Here is a 19477-nt window from a genome sequence, read left to right as displayed (position 1 = left end):
ATTTTGTCAATTAAATGTACGATTGCGTTCAGTAATGCCGGCGGCACTCCCTGCCCACGGGTCGGAACGGCATTGCACTTAACTTACACAAATGTAAGTATCTGCTCCGGAGAGGCGAATGACTGAGCATTTCGACGTGGTGGTGGTGGGCGCCGGCATTTCCGGGATCGGCGCGGGCTATTTCCTGCAGCGCGACTGCCCGGACCGCAGCTATGTGATCCTCGAGGGGCGCGAGCGGATCGGCGGGACCTGGGACCTGTTCCGCTATCCGGGCATCCGCTCCGACAGCGACATGTACACGCTCGGCTACAGCTTTCGCCCCTGGACCGAGGCCAAGGCGATCGCCGACGGCCCCTCGATCCTGCGCTATCTCGACGAGACCGCGCGCGACTACGGCATCGACCGGCACATCCGGCACCAGCACCACGTGACCGCGGCGAGCTGGTCCACGGCCGACGCGCGCTGGACCGTCAGCGTCGAGCGCGGGCCGGGCAAGGAACCGCTCGAATTCACCTGCAACTTCCTCTTCATGTGCTCGGGCTATTACAACTACGCTGCGGGCTACCTTCCCGAGTTCGCCGGGCGCGAGCGGTTCAAGGGCGACATCGTCCATCCGCAGCACTGGCCGCAGGATCTCGACTATGCCGGCAAGCGCGTGGTGGTGATCGGATCGGGCGCGACCGCGGTGACGCTGGTGCCGGAGATGGCGAAGACCGCGGCGCATGTGACGATGCTCCAGCGCTCGCCCACCTACATCGTCGCGCGGCCCTCGGAGGACGGCATCGCCAACTGGCTGCGGCGCCGGCTGCCCGGACGGCTCGCCTACCGGCTGACCCGGCTCAAGAACATCTCGCTCGGCCAGTTCTTCTACCGCCTCGCGCGCAGGAAGCCCGAGAAGACCAAGGCGCGGCTGATCCAGATGGTCCGCGACGAGCTGGGTGAGGATTACGACGTCGCGACCCATTTCACGCCGCGCTACAATCCGTGGGACCAGCGCATCTGCCTGGTTCCCGACGCCGATCTGTTCGCCTCGATCCGTGAGGGCAGCGCGTCGGTCGTCACCGACCGGATCGAGGCATTCGAGGAAGACGGCATCCGCCTCAAGTCGGGCGATCTGCTCCCCGCCGACGTGATCGTCACCGCCACCGGGCTCGACATGCAGCTGATGAGCGGCATCCCCTTCACGGTGGATGGCGTGCGCGCCGATCCGGCGAAGTCATTGGGCTACAAGGCCATGATGTATTCGGACATCCCGAACCTCGCCTCCAGCTTCGGCTATACCAATGCCAGCTGGACGCTGAAATCCGATCTGACCGCCGCCTATGTCTGTCGCCTGCTCAACGCGATGAAGAAGCGCGGCATGCGGCAGGTGACGCCGCGCATCGCCGGCGAGGTGCAGCCCGAGCCGTTCCTCACCTTCACCTCGGGCTATGTGCAGCGGGGCATGGACAAGTTCCCGCGCCAGGGGAATCGCAAGCCGTGGCGCGTCCACCAGAACTATGCGCTCGACCTGCTCGCGCTGCGCTGGGGCGGGATCGACGAGGGCATGGAATTCTCCAACCCCGAGCCGAAGCAGGATTCCGTCACCCCAGCGAAAGCTGGGGTCTCGGGAGGCAGGCGAGCGGCTTGAGGTGCGATCAGGCCGTGAAGATCGTCCCGTCGCGCACCTCAAGCGGCCAGGGCGTGAGCGCCGCTCCGGCGCAAGGCCCGCCGACACAGCTGCCGTCGCCGATCCGGAACAACGCGCCATGCCAGCTACACTGGATCAGCGCGCCGTCGTTGGTGAGATACGCGTCAAGCTGCTGCGCCAGCGGCAGCCCCATATGCGGACAACGATCGACGAAGCCGGTGACCATATCACCCCGCCGTACCGCAAAGCCATGGAACCGCCCCGCCTTCATCTCGAGCACGAAGTTGCGCGCGGCGCCGTCGGCGATGAGATCGAGCGGACCAAGGCGAACGCCGGACGGCGTGGCGGTGAGCCGCTCGCTCAGGGCAGCTTCGCCTTCGGGAACCCGGCCCATGCCGCGTCGTAATCCGGCTGCGCGGTGTCGAGCGCGAACTGCGTCGGGCGATAGGGCCAGCAGGTCTCGACCATGAATGCCATCGTCCCGTCGATCTTGTGCGGCTTGAGCTGGGCGTTGCTCGCGCCTTCCCAGCTCGCGACGTCCGGCCCGTGCCCGGCCATGAGGTTGTGGAGCGACAGACCGCCCGGCGCGAAGCCGTCGGCCTTGGCGTCGTACGCGCCGTGGATCAGCCCCATCGCCTCGGACATCACGTTGCGGTGGAACCAGGGCGGGCGGAACGTGTCCTCGGCCACCATCCAGCGCGGCGGGAAGATCACGAAGTCGGCATTGGCGCGACCCGGCACGTCGCTGGGCGAGGTCAGCACGGTGAAGATCGACGGATCGGGATGGTCGAAGCTCACCGTGTTCATCGTGTTGAACCGGGCGAGATCGTAGCGCCATGGCGCGAGATTGCCGTGCCAGGCGACCACGTCGAGCGGCGAATGATCGAGCGTCGTCGTCCAGAGGTGACCGAGCGACTTCTGCACGATCTCGAACGGCCCGTCGCGATCCTCATACCACGCCGCCGGCGTCTCGAAGTCGCGCGGGTTGGCAAGGCCGTTGGCGCCGATCGGGCCAAGATCGGGCAGGCGGAACAGCGCGCCGTGATTCTCGGCGACATAGCCCCGCGCCTCGCCATCGGGCAGCAACGCGCGGAACTTCACGCCGCGCGGCACCAGCGCGATCTGCCCCGGGGCGATATCGATCCGCCCAAGCTCGGTGAGCAGCGTCAGCCGCCCGGCCTGAGGCACGAACAGCAGCTCGCCATCGGCATCGACGAACACGCGCGTGTCCATGTCCCGGTTCGCGACATAGACATGCACCGCGACGCCCTCGAGATCGGCGGGAGGGCGGTTGACCAGCACCGTGGTCAGGCCGTCGATCAGGTCGGTGCCCGCGGCGGGCGTCGCGATCGGGTCCCAGCGCAGCCGGTTGGGGGGCAGGGGCGCATCGGGCGCGGCCGCCACAAAGCGCAATGCCCCCTCATAGCGCACATAGGGCGGATGCTCGGCGCTCGGCCGCATGCGATAGAGCCAGGAGCGGCGGTTCTCGTGGCGCGGTGCGGTGAAGGCGGTGCCGGAGAGCTGCTCGGCATAGAGGCCGAAAGGGGGCCGCTGCGGCGAGTTGCGGCCGACCGGCAGTGCGCCCGCGACCGCCTCGGTCGAGACATGGTTGCCGAAGCCGGGGAAATAATCGGGCATGCCGTTTCCTAAACCTTCTTCGCGGTCCGGAGAAGTTGTCGGAAAAGTTGGATGCGGGAGCGGTGCTTGGTCCGCTCCCGCATCCATTCCTTCCCCCTTTGGAAGGAATTGGCGGCCGGGTTGTTCCCGGCTCTCCTCTCCAACCCAATCGTCATCCCAGCGAAAGCTGGGATCTCCATCCTCGCGCGCGGCGCTTGCCGCGTGAGGCCCCAGGTTTCGCTGGGGCGACGACTATGCGTCGACCTTGATCACGCCGCGGCGGATCTGGTCGAGCTCGATGCTCTCGAACAGTGCCTGGAAATTGCCGTTGCCGAAGCCTTCATTGCCCTTGCGCTGGATGATCTCGAAGAAGATCGGCCCGAACATGTTCTCGGTGAAGATCTGCAGCAGGATGCCCTCGTCGCCGATATTGCCGTCGATCAGGATGCGGTTCTTGCGCAGCCGTTCGAGGTCCTCGCCATGGCCGGGGACGCGCTTGTCGACCAGCTCGTAATAGGTCTCGATCGTGTCCTGCAGCTTGACGCCGCGCGCCCGCAGCCGCTCGACCGTATCGTAGATGTCGGGCGTGGTCAGCGCGAGATGCTGGATGCCCTCGCCCTTATATTCGCGGATGAACTCCTCGATCTGGCTCTTGTCGTCCTGGCTCTCGTTGAGCGGAATGCGGATCGCCTTGTCGGGCGCGATCATCGCCTGGCTGAACAGCCCGGTCGCCTGGCCCTTGATGTCGAAATACTTCTGCTCCTCGAACCCGAACAGCGTCTTGTAGAACTCGCTCCACACCCGCATCTGGCCGCGGCGGACATTGTGGGTGAGGTGGTCGAGCAGGTCGAGCCCGACATTGTTGGCGGCCTCGGCTTCCCGCCAGCCGGGGATCTCGGCCCAGTCGGCATAGAGATCGTGGCCGTCCTTGATGAAATAGAGGTAGGAGCCGCCGATGCCCAGGATGACCGTATCGTCCTCCGCAGTGCGCTCGGCGCCGTGCTCCAGCGCCCATTTCATCGCCGCTTCGGGATCGGCGACGCGGAATGCCATCGCGCTGGCCGAAGGGCCGTGCGCTGCGCGGAACTCGGCGACGCGGCCGCCCTCGTCGCGGTTGAGCATCAGGTTGATGCGTCCCTGCTTGTAGCGGGTGATGTTCTTGGTCGGGTGGCGGTGGCTCGCGACGAAGCCGAGCTGCTCGAACTGCGCTGCCATCGCCGCGGGATCGGGCGAGGTGAATTCGACGAACTCGAAGCCATTGAGGCCGAGAGGATTGGCAGGGTCGGTCATGAGTCCAGCGCTCCGAAAGGTTGTGCGAAATCTAGAGCTCGCCGAAATTGGTGTCAATTGATACCAAATCGCCTCGTCCGGCTTTCGGGCCATCCGGCCTTTGCAGGCGCACTGATCGCGCAGTGGTAACCTGTCTTGCAGCTTTCATTCAATAATATCATATCACTTATAGGACGCGCAGACGTCGATTATAGATTGGGAGAGTGCGAGATGCTGGATCGCCGGGCCTTCGTCGCGGGTGCCGCAGCCGGCGCGCTGACGGTTTCGTTCGGGCTGCCGTCCGGCGCAAAAGCGGTCAAGCCCGGGTCGATGGATGCCAGCTTCCGCGATCCGCCGCCCGACTCGCGCCCGCATACCTGGTGGCACTGGATGAACGGCAATGTCACCGCCGACGGCATCACCCGCGATCTCGAGGCGATGGCGCGCGTCGGCGTGGGCGGGGTGCAGATGTTCGATGTCGGCGTCGGCATCCCGCAAGGGCCGGCGGCGGTGCTCAGTCCGCTCTGGGTGAAGCTGGTGCGCCATGCCGTGTCCGAATGCGACCGGCTCGGCATTTCCTTCACGCTGCACAATTGCCCCGGCTGGTCGTCGAGCGGCGGACCGTGGATCACGCCGGAGCTCGGCATGCAGCAGCTGGTGTGGAGCGAGGCAGCGGTGGAGGGCGGCACCGCGGTGGACGTGCAGCTGCCGCAGCCGCTGGTGCGGCTGGGCCATTATCGCGACGCGCTGGCGGTGGCGATTCCCGCGGGCGCCACCGACGCAGCGCAAGGCCAGATCGTGCGTGCCTCCACCGGCGGCAAGACGGTCGAATCGCGGCTGATCACCGATGGCGATGCCGCGACCGGCGTCGATCTGACCGCGGGTGCGGATGGCGCGCTGACCTTCGCGTTCGAGGCTCCGGTCACCGCGCGTTCGGTCACCGTGCAGGCCGTTCCGGGCGACGACATCCCGAACTTCGAGCCGCGTACCTTCGCGGTGCTGGAAGTCTCCGACGATGGCAGGAACTTCCGCAAGCTCGCCGATCTGGCGGTGCCCTTCTGGCGGCTACGCACCATCCCGCCGCTCGGCGCGAGCTTCGGCGAGGTGCGCGCCCGCTACTTCCGGTTGACGCTCCCCGCGGCGCTGCGCGTGACCGAGATCCGTCTCTCCGCCACCGCGCGCACCGCCGATATCGGCGCCAAGGCCGGTTGGGGCCGCGTGGCCAATCGCGGCGAGGAGCCGGGCGTGGCCGCCGCGGGCGATGCGATCGATCCGGGGCGAGTGATCGACCTGAGCGGTTTCATCGATGCAGGCGGCCGGCTGCGCTGGACCCCGCCGCCAGGCGACTGGACGGTGCTGCGCTTCGGCCATACCGCGACCGGCGCAAAGAATGTGGCCGCATCCGACACCGGCATCGGCCTGGAGTGCGATAAGTTCAGCCGCACCGCGCTCGACTTCCATTTCGAGAAATACTTCGGCCAGGTGCGCGACGTGATGCGTAAGCTCGGCAAGCGCGGCCTCGCCGGTGCGCTGGTCGACAGTTACGAGACCGGGCAGCAGAACTGGACCGCGGGCTTCCCCGCCGAGTTCGAGAAGCGGCGCGGCTATCCCATCACCCGCTACATGCCCGCGCTCACGGGGCGCATCGTCGGCTCGCCCGAGATCACGGAGCGCTTCCTGTGGGATTTCCGCCGCGTCCTCGCGCTGCTGATGGAGGAGCATTATTTCGACCGCTTCCACGAGCTGTGCCAGCGCGACGGCCTCGTCTCCTACACCGAGCCCTATGGCAACGGCCCGTTCGACGACATGCAGGCCGGCGCCAAGATGGACCGGCTGATGGGCGAGTTCTGGGTGCGCGGCGGGGCGGCCGCCTATTCGGTCAAGCTCGCCGCCGCGGTCGCGCACGTCCACGGCAAGAACTTCATCGGCGCGGAGAGCTTCACCGGCCGCCCGGCGCAGTCGCGCTGGCTCGAGCATCCCTATGCGATGAAGGCGCTGGGGGACGAGATGTACGCGCTCGGCCTCAACCACTTCATCTTCCACCGCTACGCGCAGCAGCCGCATCCCGACGCGAAGCCCGGCATGACGATGGGGCCATGGGGCTTCCATTTCGATCGCACCAACACCTGGTTCGAGGCGGCCGGCCCGTGGCTCACCTATGCCGCGCGCTGCCAGCATATGCTGAAGTGCGGCAATTTCGTCGCAGACATCCTGTTCTTCACCGGCGAAAGCTCGCCCGTCCAGGTCGCCGTGCATGTCGAGGAGCCGGTCGCCGCGACGCTGTCCGGCGCGCGGCCGAGGCTGCCGCTCGATGTGCCGCAGGGGCATGACTATGATGTGTGCGACGCCGAAGTCCTGCTGAAGCGCGCGCGCATTGTCGATGGCCGCATCGTGCTGCCCGACGGGATCAGCTACCGCGTGCTCGTGCTGCCCGAGGATCAGCGCATCACGCGCGCGCTGATGGAACGGCTGCGCGCGATGGTGGCGCAGGGCATGTGGCTGGTCGGCGCGCCGCCCCGCCAGTCGCACGGGCTGGCGGGCTATCCGGAAAGCGATGCCGCGGTGCAAGCCATGGCGCAGGAGCTATGGGGCGATCTGGACGGCGAGACACGGCGCGAGCGCGATTTCGGCGAGGGGCGGGTGATACGCGGCCGTTCGCTGCGCGAGGTGCTGGATGCCGCGGGCGCGCAGCCTGATTTCGAGATTTCGGACGCGGCACCCGGTGCCGCGATTCGCTGGATCCACCGGCGCGATGGCGACGCGGACATCTATTTCGTTGCCAATGGCAGACGGCGCAGCGAGGAATTCACCTGCACCTTTCGCGTCGCGGGCAAGCGGCCCGAGATCTGGAACGCGGAGACCGGCGAGACCGTCGCGGCACCGGACTATGAACCGGGCGAGGGCTGGGCGCGGATGCCGTTGCGGCTCGATCCGGCGGGCTCGTGCTTCGTCGTGTTCCGCGCGCCTGCAAGAGCCGGGTTGCCTGCGATCGGCAGGCATGGCGAGCGGCCGTCGACCCCGCGTGTCGCCGCCAGCCCGGTAACGGGGAGCTTCACCCTGACCGGGTGGATCAAGCCCGAAACGGATCTGTGGCCGATCTCGCCCGAGATCGCTTCGGCGGACCGGAGTCCGGCCGTTGCCGCCGCCCGTGCCGCAGCGTTCGCGCGCGGGGGAAGCGCGGAGCGGCTCGGCATCTCGGGTGCCAGTTTCTTGCTCGATCCGCCGCCGGGCGACGCCCTGTTCGGCGCGGGGCACGCCATGGCTGCGCTGTCGGCGGGGCGCAACGGCCTGATCCTCTATGAGAATCGCGGCGACGCCTATCCGGCCGTGCTCGCGCTGCCAGTGGCCATCGCGGGCTGGACGCACCTGGCGCTGGTCTATGACCGGGGCACGCCCACGCTGTTCCTGAACGGCAGACCGATCGGAAGCGGCACGCGCTCGGATGCGACAGTCCACGCGGCCCTCGACCACAGCGTCGCGCGGCCGCGCTTCTTCGAAGGGGACAGTGCTGCACTGAGGCTCGAATCGCGCGCCCTGCCGGCCGGGGAGATCGCGCGGCTGGCCGCGCTGCCCCTGCCCGCCCCCCCGGCGCCGCCCGCCTTCACGCTTGCCTCCGGACCCGAGGCAGGGCTGCTCCTTTGGGAGAATGGCCGCTACGTGGTCGGGGATCGCACGATCGATGCATCCGGGATCGCACCGCCCGCCGCGCTGGCAAAACCCTGGCAGGTCAGCTTTCCCGAGGGTCTCGGCGCACCGGCTCGTGTGACGCTCGACCGGCTGCAATCGCTTCATCGCCATGCCGATGCGGGGGTGCGCCATTTCTCCGGCACCGCCAGCTACGCGACCAGCTTCACCGTCCCCCGCGGGGCACTGGGCGAGGGCCGGCGGCTCTGGCTCGATCTGGGGCGGGTCGAGGTGATTGCCGGCGTTCGCGTCAACGGCCGCCAGCTTGCTACGCTATGGAAACCACCCTTCCTGATCGACGTCACCGATGCCGTTCAGGCTGGGGCCAACCGGCTCGATGTCGCGGTCACCAACCTGTGGCCCAACCGGCTGATCGGCGACGAGCAGCTGCCGCAGGAGAATGCTTATTCGGTCACCGCGTTCAGCGCGACGGGCGGGATCGACAGGCTGCCGGACTGGTATCGCGCGGGGAATCCCAAGCCGCCGGGCGGGCGCGTCACCTTCAGCACCTGGAAGCATTATGACAGGGATTCGCCGCTGCTCGAATCCGGGCTGCTCGGCCCGGTCCTTCTGCGCAGCGCGCTGAAAATGCCCCTGCCGCAGTGACCCCGACCGGGATCGCTTGCGGGGCGGCGCTCAGTTGAGCAGCGCCGTAAGCACGCCCTTGCCCTGAATCTCGCTCGACATGCCGAGGAACAGGTCGAAATTGCCCTTGGTCAACGACCATGGGTCTGCTGTTCTGGAGCCGTCATTTCCGGTCGATGCCGGGTCAGGGCGATCTGCCCGTTACCGACTATGTCGCTGAGCTGCTGCGCCTCGGCTGTAGCGGGCCTCTGTCGCTCGAGATCTTCAATGACCTCTTCCGCGCGACCTCGGCCGAGATGGTTGCGACCCACGGCATGCGCTCGCTCGTCGCGCTGCACGATGCGGCTGCCGGTGCAGCCGCCAAACCCCAACCGCTTCCTGCTGCCACGCAGGGCCTGGGCATCGAATTCGTTGAGTTCGCGGCGAGTGCCGCTGACGGCGTACGGTTGGAACGGATGCTGCGCGACTATGGTTTCGCGCGCACCGCCCGGCATGTCAGTCGCAAGGTCGACCGCTGGAATCAGGGGGCAATCAACCTGGTCGTGAACCTGGAAGAGCGCGGCTTCGCCCACGCCTTCAATCTGCTGCACGGTCCGTCGATCTGCGCGCTCGGCCTGCGCACGGTCGATGTCGACGCCGCGCTGGCACGCGCCGACGCCCTGCGCATCCCGCGATTCAACGCCGCGGTTGGTGAAGAGGGGCTTGATGTACCGGCGCTGCGTGGCGTCGGCGGTACGCTGATCTATCTTCTTCCGCCCGACGTGGGTGACCTTTGGCAGCGGGACTTCGCGGATGATGAGCCGGCGTCACCGGGTATCGGCCTGACCGAAATCGATCATGTTGCGATGTCGGTCGAGCTCGACGAGTTCCATTGGAGCAAGCGGCAGGTCCTGCTGGACGGCAACGCACAGGGCGGGCGCTACCTTCAGCTCTACAGCCGAGCGCTGGACCGCCGCTTCTTCTTCGAGATTGTCGAGCGCTCGAACTATACTGGCTTCGGCGCACGCAACGCACCGGTCCGGTTGGCTGCCCAGGCGCGCTTCCGGGATGAAATGGAAGGCTATAGGCTTCGACCGCGCCGGCGAACCCGGACCATTTGAGGCTGCGATCAGGGCATGCAGGCTTCCAGGACACGAAGCTGGGCCCTATCAGGGCCGGGCAGCTCGCCGATTGCGTGATCCTCTTGCAGGACATCTTCGCCATCGATCCGCGGACGATCGCGATGGCGAAGGTGCTGCGGACGGTGGTTGGCGGCAAGGACGCCTATATGGCGGAGTAGAGAGGGCGATCGGCGTGAAGACCATCTATTCCGAAGCGCAAGTACTTCATGATCCGCAGGGCGAGATCAACCGCGGCGTGATCGGCCAGCCCTATGAGGCACCGGTCCGCGTGCTGAACGTGATCGAGGCGGTGCGGCAAGCCGGCCTTGGCCCGGTCGATGCCCCCGACGATTTCGGGCTTGCGCCGATCGCGCGCGTGCACGACCGCGCCTATCTTTCCTTCCTCGAAGGCGCCCATGCCGAATGGGTGGCGCTGGGCCGTCCCGGCGATGCCATCCCGCTCGCCTCGCCGATCCGCAGCTTCCGGTCCGATCGGGTTCCCGCCTCGCTCGACGGCCGCCTCTCCTATTATTCCTTCGACATCTCGACCCCGATCACGCCGGGAAGCTGGGTGAACGCACGCGCCTCGGCCAATGTCGCGCTCACCGGTGCCCGTGCCGTGCTCGAAGGGAAGGAGCGCGCCGCATTCAGCCTGTGCCGCCCGCCGGGGCATCACGCGGGGGCGGATTTCTACGGCGGCTACTGCTTCGTCAACAATGCGGCGATCGCCGCGCAGTATCTGCGCGACAATGGCGCGGCGCGGGTGGCAATCCTCGATGTCGATTATCACCACGGCAACGGCACCCAGGCGATCTTCTACGACCGTGCGGACGTGAGCTACGTCTCGATCCACGCCGATCCATCGAGCGATTTCCCCTATTTCCTGGGCTATGCCGACGAAACCGGAGCGGGCGCCGGCGAAGGGTGCAACTACAATTTGCCGCTGCCGCGCGGGATCGGGTGGGAGGTCTATGAGGAAACGCTGGAGGCCGCGCTCCGCGCGGTCGCCTCGTTGCGGCCGGATGCGCTGGTCGTATCGCTCGGCGTCGATACGTTCGACGGCGACCCGCTATCCGGTTTCCGCCTCGCCACGCCCGATTTCGCGCGTCTCGGCCGGCGCATCGCCGCGACCGGCCTGCCGGCGCTGCTCGTCTTCGAAGGCGGCTACGCGCTCGACGCGCTCGGCGCGAACATCGTGAGCTTCCTCACCGGCTATGAGGGCGGTTAGGCAAACGAGCGGCCGCAGGGCATCGCCGATACGCTATTGCAGGCTACGGGTAAAACCGCCGCCCGCGAAGTGCCAGAAACGGCGTACTTCTGCGGGTGGTGACCCCTACGGGAATCGAACCCGTGTTTCAGCCGTGAAAGGGCCGCGTCCTAACCGCTAGACGAAGGGGCCATGAAGGCGAGGGCGCGAACTAGGCAAAGCGGCGCGCCGGGTCAAGCGCTCAATCGGCCCAGGCGGCGTCCTCGATGTGGATTTCCGCTGCGGGCCTTGCACCCCAGTCGTCGATCTTCGCCCGCCCGGCGATCCACAGCCTGCGGTCGCGCGGTGCGCCGAGCAGCGCAAGGCCGAGCGGTGTGTCGGCGGAACGGAAGGCGACGCACTTGATGCTGCGCCCGTCCTCGCCCGCGACGATCGCTCTCACATGGCCGTTGCCGACCACGTCGCATTTGATGATGCGCACGGGGCCGGCGGCGACGCGGGGGGAGGGCCAGCCCATGCCATAGGGGCCGCCGGCCTCCATCGCGTTGACGAGATCCGGATTGACCCCGCCGGGCGCGAGCACCGCATCGAGCAACAGCGCGCGCTCCCCCGCGGCGCGCTGGACGGTTTCGGCGAGCCTCACTTCGAGGAAGGCGGCGAAGTCCGCGACCCGCGCCTCGGCGACGGTGACCCCCGCCGCCATCGCATGGCCGCCGCCCGCGATCAGCAGCCCGGCTTCCTTCGCCGCGAGGATCGCCGCGCCGAGATCGACTCCCGCGATCGAGCGCCCCGATCCCTTGCCGATCCCGTCCTCGCCGATCGCGATCACGATGGCCGGCCGGCCGAGCTTTTCCTTGAGCCGCCCCGCGACGATGCCGATCACGCCCGGGTGCCAGCCGCGCGCGGCGACCACCGCCACCGCGCCTTCGGCGTCCATCGCCTCGGCGGACTGCTGCACCTCGGCCTCGATCGCGCGGCGCTCTTCGTTGAGGCGGTTCAGCTCCTCGGCGATCCCGCGTGCCTCGTCGGCGTCCTCGGTGGTGAGCAGCCGTACGCCGAGGTCGGACTTGCCGACGCGCCCGCCCGCATTGATCCGCGGCCCCAGCGCAAAGCCGAGATCGGTCGCGGTCGGTGCCCGCGTCAGCCGGCTCGCCTCGATCAGCGCGTTCATGCCGATGTTGCGGCGCTGCGCCATCACCTTGAGGCCCTGCGCCACGAACGCACGGTTAAGTCCCTTGAGCGCGGCGACGTCTGCGACGGTGCCCAATGCCACGATGTCGAGCAGGTCGAGCAGCTTGGGCTCGGGCCGGTTGGCGAAGAAGCCGCGCATGCGCAGCACGCGCACCAGCGCCGCGCCGAGCAGCCAGGCGACCCCGACCGCGGCGAGATGCCCGTGGTTGCGCCCTTCCTCCTCATCCAGCCGGTTGGGATTGACCAGCGCCAGCGCGACCGGCAGCTCGGACGCGCATTTGTGATGATCGACCACGATCACCTCGGCACCGGCTTCCCGCGCTTCCGCCAGCGCATCGAATGCCATCGCGCCGCAATCGACGGTGACGATCAGGTCCGCCCCCTCGCGCTTCAACCGCACCAGCGCTTCGCCCGAGGGGCCATATCCCTCCATCAGCCGGTCGGGGATGTATGCGCGAGGGGCCAATCCCAGATCGCGCAGCAGTCGGATCAGCAGCGCCGCCGAGGTCGCGCCATCGACGTCATAGTCGCCGAAGATCGTCACCGCCTCGCCGCGCTGGACCGCATCGGCGAGCCGCTCCGCCGCCTTGTCCATGTCGCGGAAGATCGACGGATCGGGCATGAAGGCGCGGATGCTCGGCGCGCGATGCGCCTCCAGCTCCTCGCGCGCGCAGCCGCGGGTGAGCAGGAGTTGAGTCACCAGATCATCTGGGGCGAAGCCCGGATCGCGCGCATCCGCCGCCAGCCCGCGCCAGCGCCAGGGCTGGCCGAGGATCGAGCTGTGGACGTTGAGCACGGGAGTCATCCCGGGGGCTTAGCGCGGATCGCCGGTAAGGGGAATCGTTCGCCGCCGGCTGCGCGTCGATTCGCGTCTCGATTCAGCGATCATCGCAGCCACACATAGCGTTCCAGCGGCCGCGAAAATGCGTCCAGCTCGCGCGGCATGATCTGGAATCCTTCGGGATCGTCCCGGATATGGCCGAGCTGGGTGTGATGAAGCCGGATCAGTGATCGTTTTGCCGCAGAAGCGACCGGCAGGGTGGAGAGGTGGCCACGCCGAATCGGTTGCGGCGGCCAGACCCGGTAGCCGAGCAGACGCGCATGCCTGGCGGTCGTCTCAAGCGCGATCGCTACCGCCCGGTGATCGGGATGCGCATCGTCGCGCGTCGGGCCGACGATCAGATCGAGCCGGGGCAGGCGGCGGATCTCCCGGACGAGGGCGCGGCGGCAATCGTCAACGGTTGTCCGGCCATCGGGCAGGCCCAGGAAATGGATCGAACCGGGCATCACCCCCAGCCGATGCAGCGCCCGGCGCGTTTCCATCTGGCGCGCGGCGATCAGCCGTCGGCGTGGCCATTTGCGGCTGTTCGGGTGCGACGCCGCACCGTCCGTCGCCACGGCGACATGCACCGAGGTTCCCCGGCGCAGGAGGTGGGCGATCAGCCCCGCTGCGCCGATCAGCTCGTCGTCGGGATGCGGCGCGACGATGAGGGCTCCGCGGAGATGGCCGAGATGCGGCCTCACGCCATCAATCCTCCAGGATCTTGCTGTGCGTCCGCGTGTCGCGCATGCGCAGATAGACGACGAGCGATATGCCGATCATTCCCGTCACATACCAGTAGAAGCCGCGCTCCATCCCCTGATCCTTGAACCACAGGGCGACATATTCCGCCGTTCCGCCGAAGATCGCGTTGGCGAGCGCATACGGCAGGGCGACGCCCAGCGTGCGGATATGCGCCGGGAACAGCTCGGCCTTCACCACCGCGTTGATCGAGGTGTAGCCGGTGACGATCATCAGCGCGCCCAGCATCAGCGCGAACGCCGCCCATGCGCTCGTCACCTGCTCCAGCGCGGTGAAGATGGGATAGGTACACAGCACGCCCAGCACCCCGAAGCCGACCATCAGCGGCTTGCGCCCGATCCGGTCGGAGAGCGCGCCGGCGAGCGGCTGGATGCACATGAACACGAACAGCGCCGCGGCGTTGATCTCCGACGCGGTCTCGCGGTCGAAGCCCGATGTGTTGACCAGGAACTTCTGCAGGTAGATCGAATAGGCATAGAAGGCGAGCGTGCCCCCGGCGGTGAGCGCCATCACCAGCAGGAACTCGCCTGGATGCTCTTTCAATAGCGCCAGCGCGCCCGTCCTGCGTCCCTCCGCCTTGGCGTTGTGGAAGCTTTGCGTCTCGGAAAGCCCGCGCCGCAGCCAGAAGACGATCACCGCCAGCGCGCCGCCGATGAAAAAGGGGATTCGCCACCCCCAGCTCTCCAGCGCCGCCTCGCTCATCGACGCCTGGAGCAACAGCAGCACGCCCAATGCGATGAGCTGGCCCGAGATCAGCGTGACGTACTGGAAGCTCGAGAAGAAGCCGCGGTTCTTCTTCCCCGCCATCTCCGACAGATAGGTCGCGCTCGCGCCATATTCGCCGCCGATCGACAGCCCCTGGATCAGCCGCGCGAACACAAGGCAAGCCGGCGCCACCCAGCCGATCCTCTCATATCCCGGCGTCACCGCGATCAGCAGCGACCCGGCGCACATCAGCGAGACCGAGAGCGTCAGCCCCGCCTTGCGGCCATATCGGTCGGCATAGACCCCCATCAGCCACCCGCCGATCGGGCGCATCAGGAAGCCGACCGCGAACACTGCGGCGGTGTTCAGCAGCTGCGTGGTCTGATCGCCCTTAGGAAAGAAATGCGGTGCAAAATAGAGGGTGAAGGCGGCATAGGCGTACCAGTCATACCATTCGACCAGATTGCCCGCCGATCCGCCGAGGATCGATTTGAGCCGCTGGCGGGTGTGCAATGTGTCGCTTCCGGCTGTCATCCGTTTCCCCGTCACCCCGGCCTTGTGCCCGGGTCCCGGCTCCCGGTTGATCGACCTTGAGCCCTTGTGCTTCAGCTTGCCTCCGCCTGGACCCCGGCACAAGCCTGTCCTGAGCGCCTGCCTTGCAGGCTCGAAGGGGCCGGGGTGACGAAAAGAAGCTGGGCGAGGCGGCTAGAACAAGCCCGGCACCTCGCGCTGCGGGGTGGTCGGCCTGTCGGGCATGAGCAACTCCATCGGGCGCCCTTCGAGCCGCACGCGATCGGCCTGCGGGGCAAGCCCGGTGCTGCTCACCGGCGCCGCTGCTGTCGCTGTGATCGGCGTGCAGGCGCGCCCGGCAAGGAAGTCGAGCGCGGCGCGGGTCGAGGCTTCGGCGGGGTCGCCCAGCGGCCGGCTGATATCGTCGCTCGCGCGGCAGGTCGCGCCCATGAAGCCGGCAAGCCCGTCATAATAGGCGCCGTGATGGTTGGCATTCTCCAGCGCGAAGGCGATCACGCGCAGCCGGTCGTCGCACGCGGCCCGATCGATCGCGATCTGGCCCACCGGCTTGCCATAGGTATTGGTGCCGACCAGCGCCGAACGGTTGCCGAGATAGGGGATGAAGGTGTTCATCACCAGCTCGCTCGCCGAGGCGGATCCGCTGGTGCCGATGAACGCCACGCGGGTCGGCGTGATCGACTGCGGCTGCGGAGCGAAATAGGTGGTCTCGTTGTTCGACGCCTTGGACGGGCGGAAGGTCACGTAATTGGCGACGGTCGAGGCCGTCTTGTCCGCGCCGAGCAGGTTGTTGACGAGGTCGGCGATCGAGACCAGCCCGCCGCCATTGTAGCGCAGGTCGATGATCACCTCGGTGATCCCCTGCGCGCGGAAATTGGCGAAGGCGTTGCGCAGCGGCGTCTCGGCGGTGTTGATGAAGGTGCGCAGGTTGATGTAGCCGACCTTGCGCCCGCCATCGTCGATCACCTTGGCGCCGTAGCGCGACGAGACCGGCGTCAGGGCGAAATCGGCCATCGCGACGGAGACGTTGCGCGTCCCCGCCGCATCGCGGACCTGGAAGGTGCGGGTCGTGCCCACCGCGGAAACCCCAAGTGCGTTGTTGAGGCCGGCGACTCCCTCGCTCGCCAGGATCGAGGCGACGGTGCGCAGGTTCGACGTGCTGGTGCCGATCGCCAGGATCTCGGTGCCGCGATCGATTCCCGCGGTCAGCGCCGGGGCGCCCTCGAACGCCTCGGTGATCAGCAGCCGGTTCGATGCGTCGAGCGCGAGGCGGAAGCCATAGCCGGCGCTCGACCCCGAATTGTAATAGGCGTTCTCCTCGGCGATCGAGGTGATGTAGGTGAAATAGCGGTCCTTGCGCTGGGCCCGCGCGGTCGCGGTCAGCGCGTCGATATAATCCTGCACCGTCGCATAGGCTGCAGGGTTGAGTCCGGTCGGCAGCGTATCGGGGAACAGATACCATTCGGTCATCTGCGCGGCGACCCAATCCTGCCGGGAGCGCAGCGAACAGGTGCTCGACGGGCTGGGGGTGGGCGTGGGCGTGACCGCCGTGCCGCCGCCGCCGACCGATCCGGAGCCGCCCCCGCCTCCGCCACATCCGGAGAGCAGGGCCAGGATTGCCGTGGCTGCCGCGAAGCGGCGCATAGTGACGGTTTGACGCATGATAACAGCAGCTTATCGCAGTCGCTGCGGCTCGTCATGCGGAAAGATTCGCGCCGGGACAGCGGCTTACGCGGTCCCGGCGCACCGTGCCGGAGGAACCTAGATCGCCAGCCCGATCGTCGCGGTGGCGGCATAGCCCGCGCTCACGCTGCCGCTCATCGCCGGGGTCTGCTGCGCGATCTGGGCGGCGCTGTTGTCGCCGAACACATTGTCCGACGCGATCGAGACGCCGCTCAGATTGCACACGCTGGACGAATAGGTGCTCGATCCGTTGTAGACGGTGCTGCACACGGCGGATGGCATGGCGAGCTGGCCGATCAGCCGCGCGAACCGCCCGCCCGTGGCGTTGGCAAGGCTCGAGAACACCTCGAAATGGATATGCGGCCAGCGCCCCGCATAGCAGCCCGGGAAGATCGTGGTGAACGTCACCTGGCCGTTGGCGTCGGTGACGCCCAACCCGCGCAGCCAGCTCTCGGCAGGCACGTCGTAGAGCGAGTACTGGCCCGTCGCGTTGCAGTGCCAGATGTAGATGGCATAGCCCGCCAGCGGCGCGCATGAACTGTTCACGTTCACCAGCGTCAGCGTGATCGTCATCTGCACGCCGGTCACGGTGGTGGTCGATCCGACGAAGCTCGAGCGGATGTCGCTGCGCACCACGCCGCTCGACGTCAGCACGTTCGACGTGGGGCCGCTCGACGTGTTGGTCCCGTCCGCGGGATAAGGGCCGTTGGTCTCGGTCGGATCGGCGACGCACGTGCCGCTCGGCGTCGGGGTCGGCGTCGATGTGGGGCTGGGGGTCGGCGTCGCCGTGGCGGTAGGGGTGGGAGTCGGTGTGGCGACTGTCCCGCTCGTGCTGCCGCTGTCGCACCCGGTCACCATCGCCGCCGTGCCCGCGCCCGCGAACCAGCGCAGCGCGCGGCGGCGGGTCGCCAGCGCGGCCATCGCCTTCAGATCATGCGCCAGGCCCAGATCATGCTCCTGCGCTTCGTGATCGACCATCGGAAACCGTCCCTTCTTGTTACCCTCGATGGACAGGTTCCGATCGCCGCGTCACGGCGGGATTTCGCTATGTCGCGTGCATGTTGCAGCGTGTTTCAGGCGGCGGGCAACGTCACCCGGACGATGCGCCAGCCTTGTGGCAGGCGCCGCGCGGCGACAAAGTTCCCTCGAATCTCCCCGCGCAAGGGTTGCGCATGCTCGGCACATAGCCGGACTTCGCGCGGATCGGCGCGTAACGCCGCGGCGAGCGCGGCGCGACCGGCCGTGACCTCGCGGTCTTGCGGCGGCGGAACAGGTTCGTGCGGCTGCTCGCGCATTCGAGCGGGCGTCCGGTCTGCGGGAGCGGCTGCCCCTCCACGCCGCGCGCGATCACCGCCAGCGGCACCGGTGCGCCCTGCGGCGGCCGCCCGCGGAAGGTCACCGCGAACATCACCAGCACGGCGAGCGTCACGGAGAGGATGGCGAGCAGAAAGATCGGCACCGCGATCGACATCCGCCGGAGGGGCATGGTCAGCGCCCGCCCACTTCGGCGTTGAACAAATAGCCCTCGTTGCGGATCGTGCGAATCAGCTCATCGGCGCCAGGACGCGCCATCTTCTTGCGCAGCCGGCTCATCTGCACATCGATGGCGCGGTCGACATCCTCGCCGATCGCCGACAGCAGGATCACCGCCGGGCGATCCACGGGATCGAGTGTGCGCAGGATTGAGAGGCCGTCCTCGCCCGGCATCATCACGTCGAGCACGATCAGCGCATAGTCGCCCTCGGCGAGGGGCGCCGCATCGCCGTGCTGTCCGCCGCCGAATCGACCAGAAAGCCGTGCCCGGAAAGGAACGCCGCCATCAGCTCGCGAATGCCGGGGTCGTCGTCGACGATCAGGATGCGGGTCTGAAGATCCAATGCGGTTGCCGTCTGCATGGGGCGGGAATGGCGGCAAAGCGTATCTCCAGCGTTGCAGCGCTGCAATCTGGTGTAATGTGCGGGCGCTGTGACATTCGCGCCACGGTGCCGGGGGCTCGCTGGCAGCTTCGCCTTGTGTTTGCGGGTCCCGCCTGCTAGGGGCCGCGTCCTGACGCCCGGGGTTGCGTGCCTCGGCGAACCCATTTCTATTGAATATGATTCGGAGTTGAACGGCTTTATGCAAATCATCGTTCGCGACAATAACGTCGACCAGGCGCTGCGGGCGCTCAAGAAGAAGCTGCAGCGTGAGGGCGTCTATCGCGAGATGAAGCTCCGCCGTCATTACGAGAAGCCGTCGGAAAAGCGCGCCCGTGAGCGTGCCGCCGCGATCCGCCGCGCCCGCAAGCTGGAGCGCAAGCGGATGGAGCGTGAGGGCGCCCGCTAAGCGCCCCAGCGGCTCCTAATATTATCCCTAGCCAGTTACGCGAGGGTCGGCATGTCGGTTTCCCAAGTCCCGCTTCGTCCCGTCGCCAAGGGCACGCTGCCCAAATTGTGGCTGGCCATTGCCGCGCTGGTCGCGATCGCCTTCGCGGTCGCCTGGTTGGGCGCCGGTCAGTTCAAGACGGTCAGCGTCGAGACCGTCACTCCGGGCACCGGCGCGCTGATCACCGAGCTCGACGGGGTGATCATCGAATATACCGGCCGGACCGAGGACGGAACGGTGTTCGATTCGACCGACGGCCGCGGGCCTGCTCCCTTCCTGGTGATGCAGGTCGTCCCGGGCTTCCGCCAGGCGCTGGTCCAGATGCAGCAGGGCGG

Annotated in this window: 18 protein-coding genes and 1 tRNA gene; 7 read left to right on the top strand and 12 right to left on the bottom strand. The window is 67.5% G+C overall.

Features of this window, described 5'->3' with window-relative positions; translation table 11 throughout:
- Positions 1–118: 118 nt before the first annotated feature.
- Positions 119–1630, top strand: coding sequence for an NAD(P)/FAD-dependent oxidoreductase (locus VGD28_RS15575; RefSeq protein WP_331029268.1), 1512 nt, complete (start codon positions 119–121; stop codon positions 1628–1630).
- Between the two features lie 7 nt (positions 1631–1637).
- Here the strand turns inward: VGD28_RS15575 and VGD28_RS15570 are convergent, their stop codons facing one another.
- The 3 genes from VGD28_RS15570 to hppD form a co-directional block, all read right to left on the bottom strand.
- Positions 1638–2024: a Rieske (2Fe-2S) protein gene (locus tag VGD28_RS15570; protein ID WP_414714512.1), complete on the bottom strand. Its 387-nt coding sequence runs from the start codon at positions 2022–2024 to the stop codon at positions 1638–1640.
- The gene (hmgA, locus tag VGD28_RS15565) at positions 1991–3268 is read right to left on the bottom strand and encodes a homogentisate 1,2-dioxygenase (protein WP_331029267.1); all 1278 of its coding nucleotides are present in this window, start codon (positions 3266–3268) and stop codon (positions 1991–1993) included. Before hmgA ends, VGD28_RS15570 begins: the two co-directional genes overlap by 34 nt.
- A 231-nt stretch (positions 3269–3499) precedes the next feature.
- Complete coding sequence (gene hppD, locus VGD28_RS15560; RefSeq protein ID WP_331029266.1) at positions 3500–4537, bottom strand: 4-hydroxyphenylpyruvate dioxygenase; 1038 nt, start codon at positions 4535–4537, stop codon at positions 3500–3502.
- A gap of 210 nt (positions 4538–4747) precedes the next feature.
- Between hppD and VGD28_RS15555 the strand changes: the two genes are divergently transcribed.
- The 4 genes from VGD28_RS15555 (at position 4748) to VGD28_RS15540 (ending at position 11113) form a co-directional block, all read left to right on the top strand.
- Complete coding sequence (locus tag VGD28_RS15555) at positions 4748–8806, top strand: glycosyl hydrolase (protein WP_331029265.1); 4059 nt, start codon at positions 4748–4750, stop codon at positions 8804–8806.
- Between the two features lie 119 nt (positions 8807–8925).
- Positions 8926–9885 carry a hypothetical protein gene (locus VGD28_RS15550; RefSeq protein WP_331029264.1) on the top strand — a complete coding sequence of 320 codons (960 nt, stop codon included), beginning with the start codon at positions 8926–8928 and terminating at the stop codon, positions 9883–9885.
- The gene (locus VGD28_RS18695) at positions 9882–10064 is read left to right on the top strand and encodes an amidohydrolase family protein (RefSeq protein WP_414714511.1); all 183 of its coding nucleotides are present in this window, start codon (positions 9882–9884) and stop codon (positions 10062–10064) included. The genes VGD28_RS15550 and VGD28_RS18695 overlap by 4 nt, the downstream gene beginning before the upstream one ends.
- A 14-nt stretch (positions 10065–10078) precedes the next feature.
- Positions 10079–11113, top strand: coding sequence for a histone deacetylase family protein (locus VGD28_RS15540; RefSeq protein ID WP_331029262.1), 1035 nt, complete (start codon positions 10079–10081; stop codon positions 11111–11113).
- A gap of 96 nt (positions 11114–11209) precedes the next feature.
- Here VGD28_RS15540 and VGD28_RS15535 read toward each other — a convergent pair.
- The 9 genes from VGD28_RS15535 to VGD28_RS15495 form a co-directional block, all read right to left on the bottom strand.
- Positions 11210–11284: transfer RNA gene (locus tag VGD28_RS15535), tRNA-Glu, on the bottom strand.
- Between the two features lie 49 nt (positions 11285–11333).
- The gene (gene recJ, locus VGD28_RS15530; RefSeq protein WP_331029261.1) at positions 11334–13088 is read right to left on the bottom strand and encodes a single-stranded-DNA-specific exonuclease RecJ; all 1755 of its coding nucleotides are present in this window, start codon (positions 13086–13088) and stop codon (positions 11334–11336) included.
- A gap of 80 nt (positions 13089–13168) precedes the next feature.
- Positions 13169–13807 carry a PIG-L family deacetylase gene (locus VGD28_RS15525; RefSeq protein WP_331029260.1) on the bottom strand — a complete coding sequence of 213 codons (639 nt, stop codon included), beginning with the start codon at positions 13805–13807 and terminating at the stop codon, positions 13169–13171.
- Positions 13808–13811: 4 nt separating this feature from the next.
- Complete coding sequence (locus tag VGD28_RS15520) at positions 13812–15104, bottom strand: MFS transporter (RefSeq protein ID WP_331029259.1); 1293 nt, start codon at positions 15102–15104, stop codon at positions 13812–13814.
- Positions 15105–15275: 171 nt separating this feature from the next.
- A complete protein-coding gene (locus VGD28_RS15515) occupies positions 15276–16760 on the bottom strand; it encodes a S41 family peptidase (RefSeq protein WP_331029258.1) in 1485 nt (494 codons plus the stop codon).
- 99 nt (positions 16761–16859) lie between these two features.
- Complete coding sequence (locus tag VGD28_RS15510) at positions 16860–17759, bottom strand: intradiol ring-cleavage dioxygenase (protein WP_331029257.1); 900 nt, start codon at positions 17757–17759, stop codon at positions 16860–16862.
- Positions 17760–17871: 112 nt separating this feature from the next.
- Positions 17872–18267 carry a hypothetical protein gene (locus VGD28_RS15505; protein WP_331029256.1) on the bottom strand — a complete coding sequence of 132 codons (396 nt, stop codon included), beginning with the start codon at positions 18265–18267 and terminating at the stop codon, positions 17872–17874.
- A gap of 2 nt (positions 18268–18269) precedes the next feature.
- Positions 18270–18503, bottom strand: a complete 234-nt coding sequence (locus tag VGD28_RS15500; RefSeq protein WP_331029255.1) for a winged helix-turn-helix domain-containing protein — start codon at positions 18501–18503, stop codon at positions 18270–18272.
- Positions 18504–18505: 2 nt separating this feature from the next.
- Positions 18506–18676 (bottom strand): hypothetical protein, encoded by a 171-nt coding sequence (locus tag VGD28_RS15495; RefSeq protein WP_331029254.1) that lies wholly within the window; start codon positions 18674–18676, stop codon positions 18506–18508.
- Positions 18677–18896: 220 nt separating this feature from the next.
- Here VGD28_RS15495 and rpsU point away from each other — a divergent pair, with 220 nt between their 5' ends.
- Entirely contained in the window at positions 18897–19103 is a 207-nt protein-coding gene (rpsU, locus tag VGD28_RS15490) for a 30S ribosomal protein S21 (RefSeq protein WP_119533862.1), read from the top strand.
- Between the two features lie 51 nt (positions 19104–19154).
- Positions 19155–19477: FKBP-type peptidyl-prolyl cis-trans isomerase (locus VGD28_RS15485; RefSeq protein WP_331029253.1), on the top strand; the 323-nt coding region annotated here is incomplete at its 3' end.

The sequence above is a fragment of the Sphingomonas sp. genome, from assembly GCF_036402235.1.
GTDB lineage: Bacteria > Pseudomonadota > Alphaproteobacteria > Sphingomonadales > Sphingomonadaceae > Sphingomonas.
This window is presented reverse-complemented; position numbering and strand designations above follow the sequence as displayed.